18 protein-coding genes and 1 pseudogene are annotated in these 15,012 nt (G+C 58.4%); 14 read left to right on the top strand and 5 right to left on the bottom strand.

The features are described from left to right. Positions 1-7: 7 nt before the first annotated feature. From BEN47_RS10080 to pruA, 4 genes are all read left to right on the top strand, one after another. The gene (locus BEN47_RS10080; RefSeq protein WP_083322303.1) at positions 8-943 is read left to right on the top strand and encodes a geranylgeranylglycerol-phosphate geranylgeranyltransferase; all 936 of its coding nucleotides are present in this window, start codon (positions 8-10) and stop codon (positions 941-943) included. A gap of 105 nt (positions 944-1,048) precedes the next feature. After that, positions 1,049-1,741, top strand: a complete 693-nt coding sequence (locus BEN47_RS10075; RefSeq protein ID WP_070728010.1) for a YjjG family noncanonical pyrimidine nucleotidase — start codon at positions 1,049-1,051, stop codon at positions 1,739-1,741. A 130-nt stretch (positions 1,742-1,871) separates the two neighbouring features. Further along, positions 1,872-2,420 (top strand): nucleoside/nucleotide kinase family protein, encoded by a 549-nt coding sequence (locus BEN47_RS10070; protein WP_125921609.1) that lies wholly within the window; start codon positions 1,872-1,874, stop codon positions 2,418-2,420. A gap of 59 nt (positions 2,421-2,479) precedes the next feature. Beyond that, complete coding sequence (gene pruA / locus BEN47_RS10065) at positions 2,480-4,144, top strand: L-glutamate gamma-semialdehyde dehydrogenase (protein WP_070728002.1); 1,665 nt, start codon at positions 2,480-2,482, stop codon at positions 4,142-4,144. Between the two features lie 37 nt (positions 4,145-4,181). On the opposite strand, the gene BEN47_RS10060 is transcribed toward pruA, so the two are convergent. Further along, a complete protein-coding gene (locus tag BEN47_RS10060; protein ID WP_070728000.1) occupies positions 4,182-4,784 on the bottom strand; it encodes a Uma2 family endonuclease in 603 nt (200 codons plus the stop codon). A gap of 130 nt (positions 4,785-4,914) precedes the next feature. On the opposite strand from BEN47_RS10060, the gene BEN47_RS10055 reads away from it, so the two are divergent. The 10 genes from BEN47_RS10055 to BEN47_RS10010 all read left to right on the top strand — a co-directional run bounded on the left by BEN47_RS10055 (position 4,915) and on the right by BEN47_RS10010 (position 13,595). Then, complete coding sequence (locus BEN47_RS10055; protein WP_035559213.1) at positions 4,915-5,307, top strand: NADH-quinone oxidoreductase subunit A; 393 nt, start codon at positions 4,915-4,917, stop codon at positions 5,305-5,307. Between the two features lie 73 nt (positions 5,308-5,380). Next, positions 5,381-5,935, top strand: coding sequence for an NADH-quinone oxidoreductase subunit B (locus BEN47_RS10050; protein WP_070727997.1), 555 nt, complete (start codon positions 5,381-5,383; stop codon positions 5,933-5,935). Positions 5,936-6,040: 105 nt separating this feature from the next. Continuing rightward, positions 6,041-6,601, top strand: a complete 561-nt coding sequence (locus BEN47_RS10045; RefSeq protein WP_083322302.1) for an NADH-quinone oxidoreductase subunit C — start codon at positions 6,041-6,043, stop codon at positions 6,599-6,601. Between the two features lie 198 nt (positions 6,602-6,799). Continuing rightward, positions 6,800-7,987, top strand: a complete 1,188-nt coding sequence (gene nuoD, locus BEN47_RS10040) for an NADH dehydrogenase (quinone) subunit D (protein ID WP_070728079.1) — start codon at positions 6,800-6,802, stop codon at positions 7,985-7,987. 15 nt (positions 7,988-8,002) lie between these two features. Beyond that, entirely contained in the window at positions 8,003-8,575 is a 573-nt protein-coding gene (locus tag BEN47_RS10035; protein WP_070727994.1) for an NADH-quinone oxidoreductase subunit NuoE family protein, read from the top strand. A gap of 30 nt (positions 8,576-8,605) precedes the next feature. After that, positions 8,606-9,946, top strand: coding sequence for an NADH-quinone oxidoreductase subunit NuoF (nuoF, locus tag BEN47_RS10030; protein ID WP_070727991.1), 1,341 nt, complete (start codon positions 8,606-8,608; stop codon positions 9,944-9,946). A gap of 90 nt (positions 9,947-10,036) precedes the next feature. Beyond that, entirely contained in the window at positions 10,037-11,053 is a 1,017-nt protein-coding gene (locus BEN47_RS10025) for an NADH-quinone oxidoreductase subunit G (protein ID WP_070727988.1), read from the top strand. Between the two features lie 130 nt (positions 11,054-11,183). Further along, complete coding sequence (gene nuoH / locus BEN47_RS10020; protein WP_070727986.1) at positions 11,184-12,278, top strand: NADH-quinone oxidoreductase subunit NuoH; 1,095 nt, start codon at positions 11,184-11,186, stop codon at positions 12,276-12,278. A gap of 115 nt (positions 12,279-12,393) precedes the next feature. Continuing rightward, positions 12,394-12,972, top strand: a complete 579-nt coding sequence (locus tag BEN47_RS10015) for a NuoI/complex I 23 kDa subunit family protein (RefSeq protein WP_070727984.1) — start codon at positions 12,394-12,396, stop codon at positions 12,970-12,972. A 113-nt stretch (positions 12,973-13,085) separates the two neighbouring features. Then, positions 13,086-13,595 (top strand): NADH-quinone oxidoreductase subunit J family protein, encoded by a 510-nt coding sequence (locus BEN47_RS10010; protein ID WP_070727981.1) that lies wholly within the window; start codon positions 13,086-13,088, stop codon positions 13,593-13,595. 131 nt (positions 13,596-13,726) lie between these two features. On the opposite strand, the gene BEN47_RS10005 is transcribed toward BEN47_RS10010, so the two are convergent. From BEN47_RS10005 to BEN47_RS23035, 4 genes and pseudogenes are all read right to left on the bottom strand, one after another. Continuing rightward, positions 13,727-13,915: a hypothetical protein gene (locus BEN47_RS10005; protein ID WP_070727978.1), complete on the bottom strand. Its 189-nt coding sequence runs from the start codon at positions 13,913-13,915 to the stop codon at positions 13,727-13,729. A 193-nt stretch (positions 13,916-14,108) separates the two neighbouring features. Next, a complete protein-coding gene (locus tag BEN47_RS10000; protein ID WP_070727977.1) occupies positions 14,109-14,564 on the bottom strand; it encodes a hypothetical protein in 456 nt (151 codons plus the stop codon). After that, entirely contained in the window at positions 14,557-14,769 is a 213-nt protein-coding gene (locus tag BEN47_RS09995) for a hypothetical protein (protein ID WP_070727973.1), read from the bottom strand. The genes BEN47_RS10000 and BEN47_RS09995 overlap by 8 nt, the downstream gene beginning before the upstream one ends. A gap of 72 nt (positions 14,770-14,841) precedes the next feature. Next, positions 14,842-15,012: pseudogene (locus tag BEN47_RS23035) on the bottom strand (IS1 family transposase); the annotation flags it as partial.

Below are 15,012 nucleotides of genomic sequence, written 5' to 3'. Positions count from 1 at the left end.
CCGCTCCATGCCCTCCCTCCCGTCCAAGCACTCCAACTCATTGCCCCCGCCCCCGGCGGAAGGCCTGGGCACGGCCTTGCCCACGCTGGTACGCTGGCCCAACCTGCTCATCATGCTGCTGTGCCTAGCGCTGGTGCGGGCCGGCCTGCTGCTGCCCGAGCTGCCGGTGCGGGAGGCCTTGCTCCGGCCCCGCTTTGGGCTTCTGGTGGTGGCGGCCTTGCTGGTAGCGGCGGCCGGCTACATCATCAACGACTACTACGACGTTAAGATTGACGCTATCAACCGGCCCGACCGGCTGGTGATTGGGCGGGTAGTGCGACGGCGCAAGGCCATGCTGGCCCACCTGCTGCTGAGCACGGTGGGGGTGCTGCTGGCCGGGTGGCTGCACCCGGTGCTGGGGGCCGTCACGCTGGGCACGGCCTTGCTGCTGTGGGGCTATTCGGCCCGGTTCAAGCGGGTGGCGCTGGTGGGCAACGTCAGCATTGCCACGCTCACGGCGGCGCTGGTGCTATTGCCGGAGCTGCAGCTGCAGCTGGAGCGCAACGACAGCAACAGCGTGGTGTGGCCCTACGCGCTGGCGGCGTTTCTGCTCACGGTGGTGCGCGAAATTGTGAAAGATGTGGAGGACATGCGCGGCGACGCCCAGCACGGCTGCCGCACGCTGCCCCTGGTGCTGGGCGTGGCGCGCACCAAGTGGGTGGCCGGCTTTTTCCTGGCCTGCCTGGCCCTGCTAACCTTGGGCGCCACGGGCCGGTTGTTTGCGAGCGGGCACTGGCCGCTGGGCACGTGGCTGGTGCTGCTGGTGCTGCTGCCCATGGCCCAGCTCACGCGCCTGCTGTTCCGCGCCGACCGCCGCCGCCACTTCAAGTACCTCAGTGCCTGGTGCAAGGGCATCATGCTGGCCGGTGTCCTGAGCATGGCGCTGGCGGGCAGCGTGGGGTGATTTTAGTTGTCAGTTACTTGTTATCGGTTGTCAGCTTGTTTTATTTGAAAAGCAGAATGCCCACAACGAACAACTGACAACGAGTAACTGACAACTAACATTTTAATGAAATACCGTCACCTCTTCTTCGACCTCGACCACACGCTGTGGGACTTCGAGAAAAACGCCAACGAAACCCTGCACCTGCTGTTTGAGCGGCACGATTTTGCTCGTTACCGCAGCTTTCAGGTTGAGGAATTTGTGCGGGTTTACAGCGACGTCAACCACGCTCTGTGGCGCCTGTACCAGAGCAATAAAATATCGCAGCGGCAGTTGCGCGAAGTTCGTTTCGTGCGGACGCTGACCAAGCTGGGCGTGCCCGAAGCGGAGATTCCGGCCACTATTTCGGCCGAGTTCACGGATATTCTGCCCCAGAAATCGGCGGTATTCCCCTTCACCCACGAGGTACTGGACTACCTCAAGCCCAATTACCGCCTGCACCTGATAACCAACGGCTTCAACGATGTGCAGGCCATCAAACTGGCTTCGTCGAACCTGACGCACTACTTCGAGGAAATCATCACCTCCGAGCACAGCGGCCACCTCAAGCCCGACCCGCGCATGTTTGCCCACGCCCTGGAGCGCACCGGCGCCACCAAAGCCGAAAGCCTCATGATTGGCGACAACCTGGAATGCGACGTGCTGGGCGCCTGCAACGCCGGCATCGACCAAGTGTATTTCAACCCCGACAAGCGCCGGCACTTCAACACGATAACGCACGAAATCAGCTGCCTGAGTGAGCTGAAGGCTATTTTGTAAATGACATTGAATAAAAAGGCCGTCATGCTGAGCGGAGCCGAAGCATCTCTACCGCGCAAGTGACTAATTACTATTGCGGTAGAGATGCTTCGGCTCCGCTCAGCATGACGTGCCGGAAATCCTATATCCCATGGTACACCTCATTGGCCTTTCGGGCCGCCGGGGCAGCGGCAAAGACACCGTGGCCCGCCTGCTGCAACAGCTGCAGCCCGAGCGCATCTGGCAGGTTCGCTCTTTCGGCGACTCCATTAAGTCCGTGTGTGCGGCCCTGACCGGCGAGGACGTGGCTCCCTACTATTCCCAAAAAGGCAAAGCCGAGCTGATGCCGACCTTCAACCGCACGCGCGGCGAAATGCTCCAGCAAGTGGGTCAGGCGTTGCGGGTGTGGGAGCCGCTGGTGTGGGTCGATGCCTTCTTCGCCGGCCTGCCGCCCGATGCCTTTGTGCTGGTGCCCGACGTGCGCTACCCCAACGAAGCCGACCCCATTCGGGCCCGCGGCGGCCTCATGCTGCGCGTGGAAGGCGACCCGCTGCGCCAGCGCGGCGACGGCACCCGCGACGACAACCACCCCAGCGAAACGGCAATGGACAACTACCCGCACTTCGCCGCCACGCTGCACAACACCGGCTCCCGCGACGATTTGGTGCGCCAAGTGCGGGAACTGCTGCCGCTGCTTTAAGATTCGCTTTACCTTTGCCCCTGCCCACCAAAACTCCCACACCACCTAATCCGAACCCCATGGCCAACGCCTTTTTCAACGTCCCCATCCCGATTAACGAACCCGTGAAAGGCTACGCGCCCGGCTCGAAAGAGAAGCTGGAACTGCAGCAGCAACTCAAGAGCCTGCGCAACCTGGAGCTGGACATCCCGATGTACATCGGTGGAAAAGAAGTGCGCACGGGCAAAACCCAGCGCATCAGCCCGCCGCATGACCACCAGCGCACCATCGGCCAATTCCACGCCGGCGACGCCAGCCACGTGAAGCTGGCTATTGAGGCCGCCCTGGCCGCCCGCACGGCTTGGGCCGAGCTGCCTTGGGAGCACCGCGCCGCCGTGTTCCTCAAAGCCGCCGACCTGCTGGCCGGCCCTTACCGCGCCCGCATCAACGCGGCCACCATGCTGGGCCAAAGCAAGAATGCCTTCCAGGCTGAAATTGACGCTGCGTGCGAGCTGATTGACTTTTTCCGCTTCAACGTGTACTACATGCAGGAAATCTACAAGCAGCAGCCCGAGAGCCTGCCCGGCATGTGGAACCGCGTGGAACACCGCCCATTGGAGGGCTTCGTGTTCGCCCTCACGCCGTTCAACTTCACGTCCATTGCCGGCAACCTGCCGTCTTCGGCGGCCATGATGGGCAACGTCATTGTCTGGAAGCCCGCCAACACGCAGATTTACTCGGCCCAGGTGCTGATGGAGCTGTTTATGGAAGCCGGTGTGCCCGATGGCGTGATTAACCTTGTGTACGTGGACGGCCCCACAGCCGGCGACGTCATTTTCGCGCACCGCGACTTTGCCGGCATCCACTTCACCGGCTCTACCGGCGTGTTCCAGAACATCTGGCAGACCATCGGTCAGAATATTGCCGGCTACAAGTCCTACCCGCGCATTGTGGGCGAAACCGGCGGCAAAGACTTCATCCTGGCCCACCACTCGGCCCACCCCAAAGCCGTGGCCGTGGGCATGAGCCGGGGCGCGTTTGAGTACCAGGGCCAGAAATGCTCGGCCGCGTCGCGCGTGTACCTGCCCTCCAACACGGCCGATGAAATCCTCGGCTACGTGAAGGAAGACCTCGCCTCGTTCAAGATGGGCGACGTGGAGGACTTCGGCAACTTCATCAACGCCGTAATTGACGAGAAGTCTTTCGATAAGCTGGCCAAGTACATCGACGCCGCCAAGGCCGACCCGAACGCCGAAATCATTACCGGCGGCGGCTACGACAAGTCGAAAGGTTACTTTATCGAACCCACGGTTATCGTGGCCAAAGACCCGAAATACGTGACCATGTGCGAGGAGTTGTTCGGCCCCGTGCTCACGGTGCACGTGTACGACGCCGACAAGTTTGAGGAAGCGCTGGACCTGGTGGACAGCACCTCACCCTACGCCCTCACCGGCGCGGTGTTTGCCCAAGACAGGTACGCTATTGACTTGGCCAGCAAGCGCCTGCAGAACGCGGCCGGCAACTTCTACATCAACGACAAGCCCACCGGCGCCGTGGTGGGCCAGCAGCCCTTCGGTGGTGCCCGCGCTTCCGGCACCAACGACAAAGCCGGCTCGTCGCTCAACCTGATTCGCTGGGTGTCGCCCCGCGCCATCAAGGAAACATTTGTCCCCGTCACCGACTACCGCTACCCGTTCCTGGGGGCCGAGCCCGCCGAGGATTTGAACCGCGACAAAGGTTTGTAATAAAAAAGGGCCCACATCACTCGATGCGGGCCCTTTTTTATTCTTCCGGGTCCGGATGATTTGTCATCTGCGTAACACCCGTGTCTTCGTAGACATCCTGCAAACGCAACGTCATGCCCAGTTCAGGAATGGATAGCTCGTCGGTAAACAGCGTCAGCGGCGTGAAGGACCAGACGCCGCTCTCTTCGCGGCGGTACCACTCCACTAAGCAAGTCGTTTGCGAAACCAGCAGGTAATGACGCAATGAAGGAAGTTGCTTGTACTGATTGAATTTCCAGCTCCGGTCGCGATTGGCAGTTGATTTCGAGAGCACTTCAATCAGTAAAACCGGCGATTCTATCGTACGCTCCGCCAACAAATCACCCGGTGCGCAGGTAACCGCCACGTCAGGGTAGTTGTAGTAGCGGCCTTGCTCTACGGCTAATTGTACACTTTCGGTAAAGACGCGACAAGTCGAACCTCGCAGGCCCATTCGCAACGCCAAGAAGCAATTTCCAATCAGCAGATTGTGCCGAATGGAAGCACCTGCCATCGCAAATACTTCGCCCTCAAAGAATTCGTGCCTGACGTCACTCCGCATTTCGAGGGCCATGTACTCGGCCACGGTATAGCGCTTTGCGGTGGGTTTTTCCTGCTCCATTAGTTCCTGCTTAATATCCAAAGATAACCGGCAAACTCGCCCGCCATTTATAACATTGCGCCCCAAACCCGTGGGCCCTACCTTTGCCCTTCAGCGCCCGTGAGGCCTGTTTGCTATATAATTGACCACTATGTACCTAGCCCTGCCCGTCAACGGTTACCAGCCTGCCGATTACCTGCCCATTCTCATTCAGTTCGGGCTGGCGCTGGCATTCGTGGCCTTTGCCATGATTGTTTCCCACCTCGTGGGTCCCAAGCGCAAGAGTGCCGTGAAGGACGCCTCTTTTGAGTGCGGCATCGAGTCCGTGGGCAACGCCCGTGCGCCCATTTCGGTGAAGTACTTCCTCACCGCCATCGTGTTCGTATTGTTCGACGTCGAGGTTATTTTCATGTATCCGTGGGCCGTGAATTTCCGGGCCTTGGGCAACGACGGTTTCATTGCCATGATACTATTCATGTTCTTTCTGCTGGCGGGCTTTCTGTACATCATCAAAAAAGGCATTCTGCGCTGGAACGAGGCGTAATTCGGCCAAACTTTTGCCGCCAGGCCGGTGTTGGTTACTGAGCCGATAGGCCTCCAAATCTGACTTTTATATGATGGATACCCGCGTTCCGGAAATCAAAACGGTTGAAGCCCCCGATGGCGTCGAAGGCGCCGGCTTCTTTGCCACTTCGCTGGAGAAAGTAGTGGGCATGGCCCGCGCCAACTCGCTCTGGCCCTTGCCTTTCGCTACCTCCTGCTGCGGCATCGAGTTCATGGCCACCATGGGCTCGCACTACGACATCTCGCGTTTCGGCTCCGAGCGGCCCAGCTTCTCGCCCCGCCAAGCCGACTTGCTCATGGTGATGGGCACCATCGCCAAGAAGATGGCTCCCATCGTGAAGCAGGTGTACGAGCAGATGGCCGAGCCCCGCTGGGTGCTGGCCATGGGCGCCTGCGCCTGCTCAGGCGGCATTTTCGACTCGTATTCGGTGCTGCAGGGCATTGACCGCATCATCCCGGTTGATGTGTACGTGCCCGGCTGCCCGCCCCGCCCCGAGCAGGTGATTGATGGCCTGATGCGCGTGCAGGACCTGGCCCGCAACGAATCCTTCCGCCGCCGCAACGCGCCTGAGTATCAGGCCTTGCTCGAATCTTACAACATCAAATAATTAGCTGTTAGCCATTAGCTGTTAGCTGTTAGCTCTCTTGGGCAATCAGATTTTCGGCTCGAAGAGAAAGCTAACAGCTAGTAGCTTACAGCTAATAGCTAAAGAATGAATCCTCAGGAATCTGCCGCCGCTCCCGAAGTCGCTGTTGCCGAAGACCCGATTAAGGTCCAGAATGCGCGGGTGCTGTCTTTGCTGCACCAGTTGTTCGGCGAGGACACCTTCACCGACTTGGAGGAGCAATACGGCCTGCTATCCGTGACTACCACGCGGGAGCGCATCCACGGCATCATTGCCGGCCTGCAGCAGGACCAGGAAATCAAGCTGAACTTCCTGACCACGATGTGCGGCATCAACTACCCGGAGAACGAAGGCCGGGAGTTGGGCATGATTTACCACCTGCACAGCCTGACGCAAAACATCCGGCTACGTCTGAAAATCTTCTTTCCGGTGGCCGACCCGGTGGTGCCGACCCTTACCGACCTCTACGCCGCCGCCAACTGGATGGAGCGCGAGGCCTACGATTTCTACGGCGTCATCTTCACCGGCCACCCCAATCTCATTCGCATCCTCAACGTGGAGGACATGGATTACCACCCCATGCGGAAGCAATACCCGCTGGAAGACGGCACCCGCGAAGACAAAACAGACCTGTTTTTCGGAAGATAACCCTATTTGTCATGCTGACGAAGGAAGCGTCTTATCACCGCTGCTTTCGCCAGAATCCATAGCAACAACCTGCGGCGCGGACGTGATAAGGTCTTTCGCTGCGCTCAGGATGACAAGAATAAAATGGCAGTAAACGACACGCTGGAAGGCACCCGCAAAATCACTGAAGAGGCCGCCGCCCAGCGCCACGGCCAGCTCATGCCCCTGCTCAACGACTTCAGCCAGGAGCTGACGACGCTGAACCTGGGCCCCACGCACCCGGCCACGCACGGCATTTTCCAGAACATCCTGCAAATGGATGGCGAGCGGATTGTGTCCGGCGTGCCCACCATCGGCTACATCCATCGGGCATTTGAGAAGATTGCTGAGCGCCGGCCGTTCTACCAAATCACGACCCTTACCGACCGGATGAACTACTGTTCGTCGCCCATCAACAACCTGGGCTGGCACATGACGGTGGAGAAGCTGCTCGGTGTGACCGTGCCCAAACGCGCGCAGTACATCCGCGTGATTATGATGGAGTTGGCTCGCATTACCGACCACCTCATCTGCAATTCCATCCTGGGTGTGGACACGGGCGCCTTCACCGGCTTCCTGTACTTGTTTCAGGAGCGCGAGAAGGTGTACGAAATTTACGAGGAGGTGTGCGGCGCCCGCCTCACCACCAACATGGGCCGCGTGGGCGGCATGGAGCGCGACCTTTCGCCGGCAGCCATCGCCAAGCTACGCGCCTGGCTGAAAAGCTTCCCCGTGGTGATGAAGGAGTTCGAATCAATGTTCAACCGCAACCGCATTTTCATGGACCGCGTGGTGAACGTGGGCCCGATTTCGGCTGAAAAAGCGTTAAACTATGGCTTCACCGGTCCCAACCTGCGGGCTGCCGGCGTCGACTACGACGTGCGGGTGATGAATCCTTATTCCAGCTACGAAGACTTCGAGTTCGACATTCCGGTGGGTACCAACGGCGATACCTACGACCGGTTCATCGTGCGCAACGAGGAAATCTGGCAGAGCCTGCGCATCATCAATCAGGCGCTTGACAACCTGCCCGAAGGCCCCTACCACGCCGATGCCCCGCACTACTACCTCCCGGCCAAGCCGGAAGTGTACAAGAACATGGAGGCCCTGATTTACCACTTCAAAATCGTGATGGGCGAGATTGATGCGCCCGTTGGCGAGGTTTATCACTCCGTGGAAGGCGGCAACGGCGAGTTGGGTTTCTACTTGGTTTCGGACGGTGGACGCACGCCCTACCGCCTGCACTTCCGCCGGCCGTGCTTCATCTATTACCAGGCGTACCCTGAAATGGCCGTGGGGACCACCCTCTCCGACGCCATTGTTATCCTCTCGTCCATGAACGTCATCGCTGGCGAGCTGGACGCTTAGTTTTTGCTATTGATTATGGAGCCGACCACCGCGCCCGCTAAACCGCAATTTTCTGCCGCCGCCCAAGCGGAAATCAAGCGCCTGCTCACGCACTATCCGGAAGACCGGAGCAAGTCGGCCCTGCTGCCGATTCTGCACATCGCGCAAGCCGAATTTGGCGGCTGGGTGAGCCCCGAGGTGCAGGATTTGGTGGCTGAAACACTGAACATCAAGCCCATTGAAGTATACGAGGTGTCGTCGTTCTACACCATGTACAACCTCAAGCTGGTGGGCAAGCACGTGCTGGAAATCTGCCGCACGGGCCCCTGCATGCTGCGCGGCTCCGACGAGCTGACCGAACACCTGGAGCGCATCACCGGGGCCAAGGTGGGCGAAACCTCGCCCGACGGGTTATTCACGCTTAAGGAAGTGGAGTGCCTGGCTGCCTGCGGCTTTGCGCCCGTGGTGCAGGTGCGCGAGCAGTATTACGAGCAGCTCGACACGCCCGAAGCGGTGGACGCCATGCTCAACGAGTTACGCGAGCAGATTCATCGCCCCATCCTGTCGTGGGAAGAAAACGAATTGCCCAACTCCCTCAAAAACAACTAACGGCTGGCCAACAGCACAACGCTTACCATTATGGGCCGCAAGCTATTAACCGAACATATCAACGTCGAAGGCATCAATACCTTCGAGGTCTACCGCAAGCACGGCGGCTACCGCTCCGTGGAGAAGGCGCTCAAAACCATGACGCCCGATGAGGTGACGGAAGAAGTGAAGAAGTCGGGCCTGCGCGGACGTGGCGGCGCGGGCTTCCCGGCCGGCATGAAGTGGGGCTTCCTGGCCAAGCCGGAGGGCGTGCCGCGCTACCTCGTCTGCAACGCCGACGAATCGGAGCCCGGCACCTTCAAGGACCGGCAGTTGATGACGAAACTGCCCCACCTGCTCATTGAGGGCATGATTACGGGCAGCTACGCCCTCGGCGCACGCACCAGCTACATCTACATCCGCGGCGAGCTATTGTACGTGCTGCGCATTCTGGAAAAGGCCATTGCCGAAGCCTACGCCGCTGGTTTTCTGGGCGAGAACATCCTCGGTTCGGGTTACTCCTTGGATTTGCACGTGCACCCCGGGGCCGGCGCTTACATCTGCGGCGAAGAAACGGCCTTGCTGGAATCGTTGGAAGGCAAGCGCGGCAACCCGCGCAACAAGCCGCCGTTCCCGGCCGTGCAGGGGCTATACGCCCGCCCCACGGTGGTGAATAACGTGGAAACCATTGCGGCCGTGCCAATTATTGTGAACGAAGGCGGCGACGAGTACGCCAAAATCGGCATCGGCAAAAGCACGGGGACCAAGCTTATTTCGGCCTGCGGCCACCTCAATAAGCCCGGCATCTACGAAATCGAGCTGGGCCTGCCGGTGGAAGAATTCATCTATTCCGATGAGTACTGCGGCGGCATCTGGAAAGGCCGCGAGCTGAAGGCTGTAGTGGCCGGCGGCTCATCCGTGCCGATTCTGCCCAAGGAGCTCATCCTGAAAACGGCGGCTGGCGAAAACCGCCTGATGTCCTACGAGTCGCTGAGCGACGGCGGCTTCATCACGGGCACCATGCTGGGTTCCGGTGGCTTCATTGCGATGGACGAGACGACGTGCATCGTAAAGAACACCTGGAACTTCTCGCGCTTCTATCACCACGAGTCGTGCGGGCAGTGCTCGCCCTGCCGCGAGGGGACAGGATGGCTGGAAAAAGTGCTGCACCGCTTGGAGCACGGCCACGGCTCGATGCACGACATCGACCTGATTGTGAGCGTGGCCAAGCAGATTGAAGGCAACACCATCTGCCCACTGGGCGAAGCTGCGGCGTGGCCGGTAGCCGCTGCCGTGCGCCACTTCCGCCACGAATTTGAGTGGCACGTGACCAATCCCAAAGAAGCCACGGTGCCCGGCGCGGTATATCGCGGCGCGGCAGTATTGGCGTAATGCCTGCCTGTCAACAGCCCAATTAAAAAGAACGTCATGCAGAGCAAAGCGAAGCATGACGCTCTAACGAAATTGTAATAAGATAAACCAATGGCTAAAATAACCTTCGACGGCATTGAGATAGAGGTTCCGGACGGCACCACTATCCTGAATGCAGCCCGCCAGATTGGCGGGGGCATCGTGCCGCCCGCCATGTGCTACTACACCCCGCTGAAGGGCTCGGGCGGCAAATGCCGCGCCTGCTTGGTGAAGGTATCGGCCGGCTCGGCCAAAGACCCGCGGCCCATGCCCAAGCTGGTGGCCTCGTGCATCACGACGGTACAGGACGGCATGGTGGTGGAAAACACCATCAACGAGCAGGTAATGGACGTGCGCAAGGGCATCGTGGAGATGCTGCTCATCAACCACCCGCTCGACTGCCCGGTGTGCGACCAGGCTGGTGAGTGTAGCCTGCAGGACTTCGCCTTCGAGCACGGCCTGAGCACCACCCGCTACGAGGAAGAGCGCCGCACGTTCGAGAAAATCGACATCGGCCCGCTCATTCAACTGCACATGACGCGCTGCATCCTGTGCTACCGCTGCGTGTACGTGGCCGACCAGCTAACCCCCGAGCGTGTACACGGCGTGCTAGGCCGCGGCGATGCCTCGGAGATTGGCACTTACATTGAGAACATTATCGACAACGATTTCAGCGGCAACGTCATCGATGTGTGCCCGGTGGGCGCGCTGACCGACAAGACCTTCCGCTTTAAGCAGCGTGTGTGGTTCACGAAACCCGTGAATGCCCACCGCGACTGCGAAACTGATAAGTGTAACGGCCACGTCACGCTGTGGTACAAAGGCAAGGACGTGCTCCGCGTGACGGCCCGTAAGGACGAGTACGGCGAAGTGAAGGAGTGGATTTGTAACACCTGCCGCTTCGACAAAAAGGAAACGTCGGACTGGACGCTGGAAGGACCAGCGCACATCAACCGCGCCTCGGTTATTGCCCAAAACCACTACGAGCTGCCGGTGGTGAACCCGCAAGTGATTCTGGACCTGCCGGAAAGCACCACCCGCGAACTGGAACGTAACCCGCCACTGCGGCTGGGCGGCCTGAATAACTAAATCGTCTGTCGTGCTTCATCTGGCGTTCCGAAGGAAGCGTCATATCGCGGCTACCTTCGCAGAAAATATACATACCCGAGCAACGCGAACCTTATAAGTTGCTTCGCAAGCTCAGCATGACAATTCCTCTATGGATTTCCCACCCTTAGCCTGGCAAGGCGTCGTCGTTTTAGTTGTTTTCGGCGTCTCGTTGCTGATTGCCACATACTCTACTTATGCGGAGCGCGTCATTGCCGCGTTTCTGCAGGACCGGGTTGGGCCGGACCGCGCCGGGCCTTTTGGCCTGCTCCAGCCGCTGGCTGATGCCGTGAAGCTCTTCACGAAGGAAGAATTCTTCCCCGCCGGGGCCAACCGGGCGCTGTTCGTATTCGGGCCGTGCTTGGCGATGATTACGGCTTTGATGTCGTCGGCGGTGATTCCGTTTGGCAACGTGCTGCAGTTTGGCGAAACCGCCATTCACTTGCAGGGCATTGAAATCAACGTGGGCATGCTTTACGTGTTCGGGATGGTGTCGCTGGGCGTGTACGGCATCATGATTGGCGGCTGGGCTTCGAATAACAAGTTTTCGCTGCTCGGCGCCATCCGTGCCGCTTCGCAAAACATCAGTTACGAAATTGCCATGGGCCTCGCCCTGATTGCCGTGCTGATGATGTCGGGCTCGCTGTCGCTGCGCGAAATCACCTTCCAGCAGGCTTCCGACGCGCCTTTCGTGTGGCAGGATATTTTCAACTGGAACGTGATGAAGCAGCCTCTGGGCTTCATCATCTTCATTGTGTGCGCTTTCGCTGAAACCAATCGCACGCCCTTCGACCTGCCGGAGTGCGAAACTGAGTTGATTGGCGGCTACCACACCGAGTACAGCTCCATGAAAATGGGCTTGTACCTGTTTGCGGAGTACATCAACGTGTTTGTGGCTTCGGCCGTGATGAGCGTGCTGTACTTTGGCGGCTTCAACTTCCCGTTCCAAGCTGAGCTGCGCAACTGGCTGGTGTCGGCGCAAGGCCTGGAGTTGGTGACGGCTTCCAACATCATCACCATCCTCGGACTGGTGGGCTTGTTCGCCAAAATCTTCAGCTTCATCTTCTTCTTCATGTGGGTGCGCTGGACGCTGCCGCGCTTCCGCTACGACCAGCTGATGCGCCTGGGCTGGACCATCCTCATCCCCCTGGCCATCTTCAACATCCTGCTGACGGGCGGCCTGATTACGTTTGGCATAATTAAATAAAAATGTCATGCTGACGAAGAAAGCATCTTACCACGGCTACTTTCGTCAGAGATAGTTACCCCCGGCATCGCGAACGTGGTAAGATACCTCGCAGGCTCAGCATGACAGAAACTCTATGGAATCCCTAAGCAAACGCGCTAAAGTCCTCGAAAAGAAGCCCATGACCTTAGCCGAGCGGGCCTACCTGCCAGCTATTTTCCAAGGCCTGAGCATTACGATGCAGCATTTTTTCCGGGCTGCGACCAAAAAGCAGGTCACCATTCGCTACCCCGAAGAGACTCGTCCCTTCTCCCCTGTTTTCCGGGGCTTGCACGTGCTCAAGCGCGACGAAAAGGGCCGGGAGCGTTGTACAGCCTGTGGCCTGTGCGCCGTGGCCTGCCCCGCTGAAGCCATTACCATGGTAGCCGGCGAGCGCAAAAAAGGCGAAGAAAGCCTCTATCGCGAGGAGAAGTACGCCGTAAGCTACGAAATCAACATGTTGCGCTGCATCTTCTGCGGCCTGTGCGAGGAAGCTTGCCCCAAAGCCGCCGTGTACCTGCAAGCCGACAAAATGGCCCCGCCCCGCTTCGAGCGCGACGAGTTCATTTACGGCAAAGACCGACTGGTGGAGCCCGTAACGCCGGACAACCGCTCGAAGCGCGGTATTCAGCTCACGGCCGAACAAGCCGACAAGTTGCGCACGCAATCAGCGTAACTACTTGTCATGCTGACGAAGGAAGCATCTTATCACCGCTGCCTTCGCCAGAATATTTAACCCTCGCGGCGCAAGTGTGATAAGATGCTTCGCTGCGCTCAGCATGACAATCAATGTCTTCCCTCTTTCTCTTTCTTTCGTTCGTGGCCCTGCTGAGTGCATTGGGCGTGGTACTGGCCAAAAACCCGGTGCACAGCGTCCTGTTCCTCATCCTCACGTTCTTTACCCTCTCGGGCCACTATCTGCTGCTGAACGCGCAGTTTCTGGCGGCCGTAAACATCATCGTATATGCCGGCGCCATTATGGTGCTGTTCCTGTTCGTGATTATGTTCCTGAACCTGAACGAGGACACCGAACCACACAAGCCGGCCCTGGCCAAGTTCGCAGCCGCCATTGCCGGCGGCTCGCTGTTGCTGATATTGGTGGCTGCCATGCGTGACATTCAGCCTGAAGGCTACAACGCCACCAGCTTCGACTCGCAGATTGGCATGGTGGACAAGCTGGGCCTGGTGCTGTTTCAGCAGTACGCACTACCATTTGAGCTGGCCTCCATCCTGCTGCTGGCCGCCATGGTGGGTTCGGTAATGCTGGGTAAGCGCGAGACGGGGGAGCGAAATTTCTAGGCTTTCAGGTTTCTTTCTACGCAAAAGAGCCGCATCCAATGGATGCGGCTCTTTTGTTTAATTATAATTTTTAAATCCCTATCGTCGAAGCGTATCGAATAATTGACCCGGTTATAGCAGCCGGACCGTAACTAGTTGAAATTGGTGGCAATGCAGGGCTTGTTGACTTGCACAATGGACGTGGAGCGAACCAGAATAGACCGGAAGGTGGGGACCTTGATAGAGCGCACCGAAGGAGCAGCCAAATGCACGTGCAGCATGGAGCCATAGACCGCTACCCAGAATAGAAAAACGGTGGAAAAGATGTAGAGCTTAGACACGGCAGCAGGCGTTTGGGGTTGTTGAATGATTAAACTTACTAGCCCCAGCCACCCATGGATTTCGGTCTTCGTCAGATGCCATTCCTCACGCGTCGAACCCGGGCTTTTACCCTACCGGCACCGTGCCTTTGCCTCCTCCATAAGCCCATAAAAAAAGCGGCGACTGAGGGTTCATTCGCCGCTTCTGCTTTCACTATCGAATCAAGTTCTCTAAGTCATTTTGGTCGCGTGGGCGTCCGGCGGCGCGCTTGGCTTGCAGCAGGTGTTGGTACTGAATGAGCCGTACGGTTGTTCCGTCCTGTTCAATGTCCGTGGCAGCCACGTAGGCTTCGGCAAATTCCAATCCTTTAAGCTGTGTGATAATGTCGATGGCCACGGGCGGACGACCAAATGTGAACACGTCCATCGCCGGGTTGTGCAGAAAATTGTGCGCCGTCATATCAAAAACGGGCATTCCAAAATGGTTAAAAGCCCTGACTAACTGCTCGTAGTTTTCAGTTGATTTCTCTACCCACAAATCCAGGTCACCGGTGGTGCGGCTGTAGCCGTGCATAATCACCGAATAGCCACCCACCAGCACGTAGCGCACTTCGTGCAGCCACAGGGCGCGCAGAAAATCCTGAAAATCGGGGTTGAACAGATTACCCATTGCGGTGGGCGTGCCGGCGCGTGGCAAAGGCCGTTCGGTCGAGCCGGGGCGGATTCTTTAAGTCGTAGCCATAAGCCACACTGTTGAGGTAGGCGGCGGCTAGCAGGCGCTCGGCGGGTGTGGCGGGCTGGTGGGTGGCGTGGTACTGGGCCGCCTGCTCGTGGGTGCCGGCGTGGTGGGCGGTGCGGTCTAGGCGGAAGGACATCGTGTAAATTTACTTTTTATGAGAAAACTATCTAAAACTTGGTACTCAATCACGGCAAATTTTGGCGGTGGTCTAATATAAGATGATATTTCGATTATAATTATCGATAACTATTTTAATTCGGGCCGTATGCATGGCCAATGATTTGCTGAAGGAGCAGGACTTACGCACGAGCACGCCACAGCGCTGGCGCAAGGAGCAATTAATGGCTTCGACGATGTTGGTCTGTCCCTCGCCCTTTAG

It is taken from the genome of Hymenobacter lapidarius, assembly GCF_001816145.1.
GTDB lineage: Bacteria > Bacteroidota > Bacteroidia > Cytophagales > Hymenobacteraceae > Hymenobacter > Hymenobacter lapidarius.
This window is presented reverse-complemented; position numbering and strand designations above follow the sequence as displayed.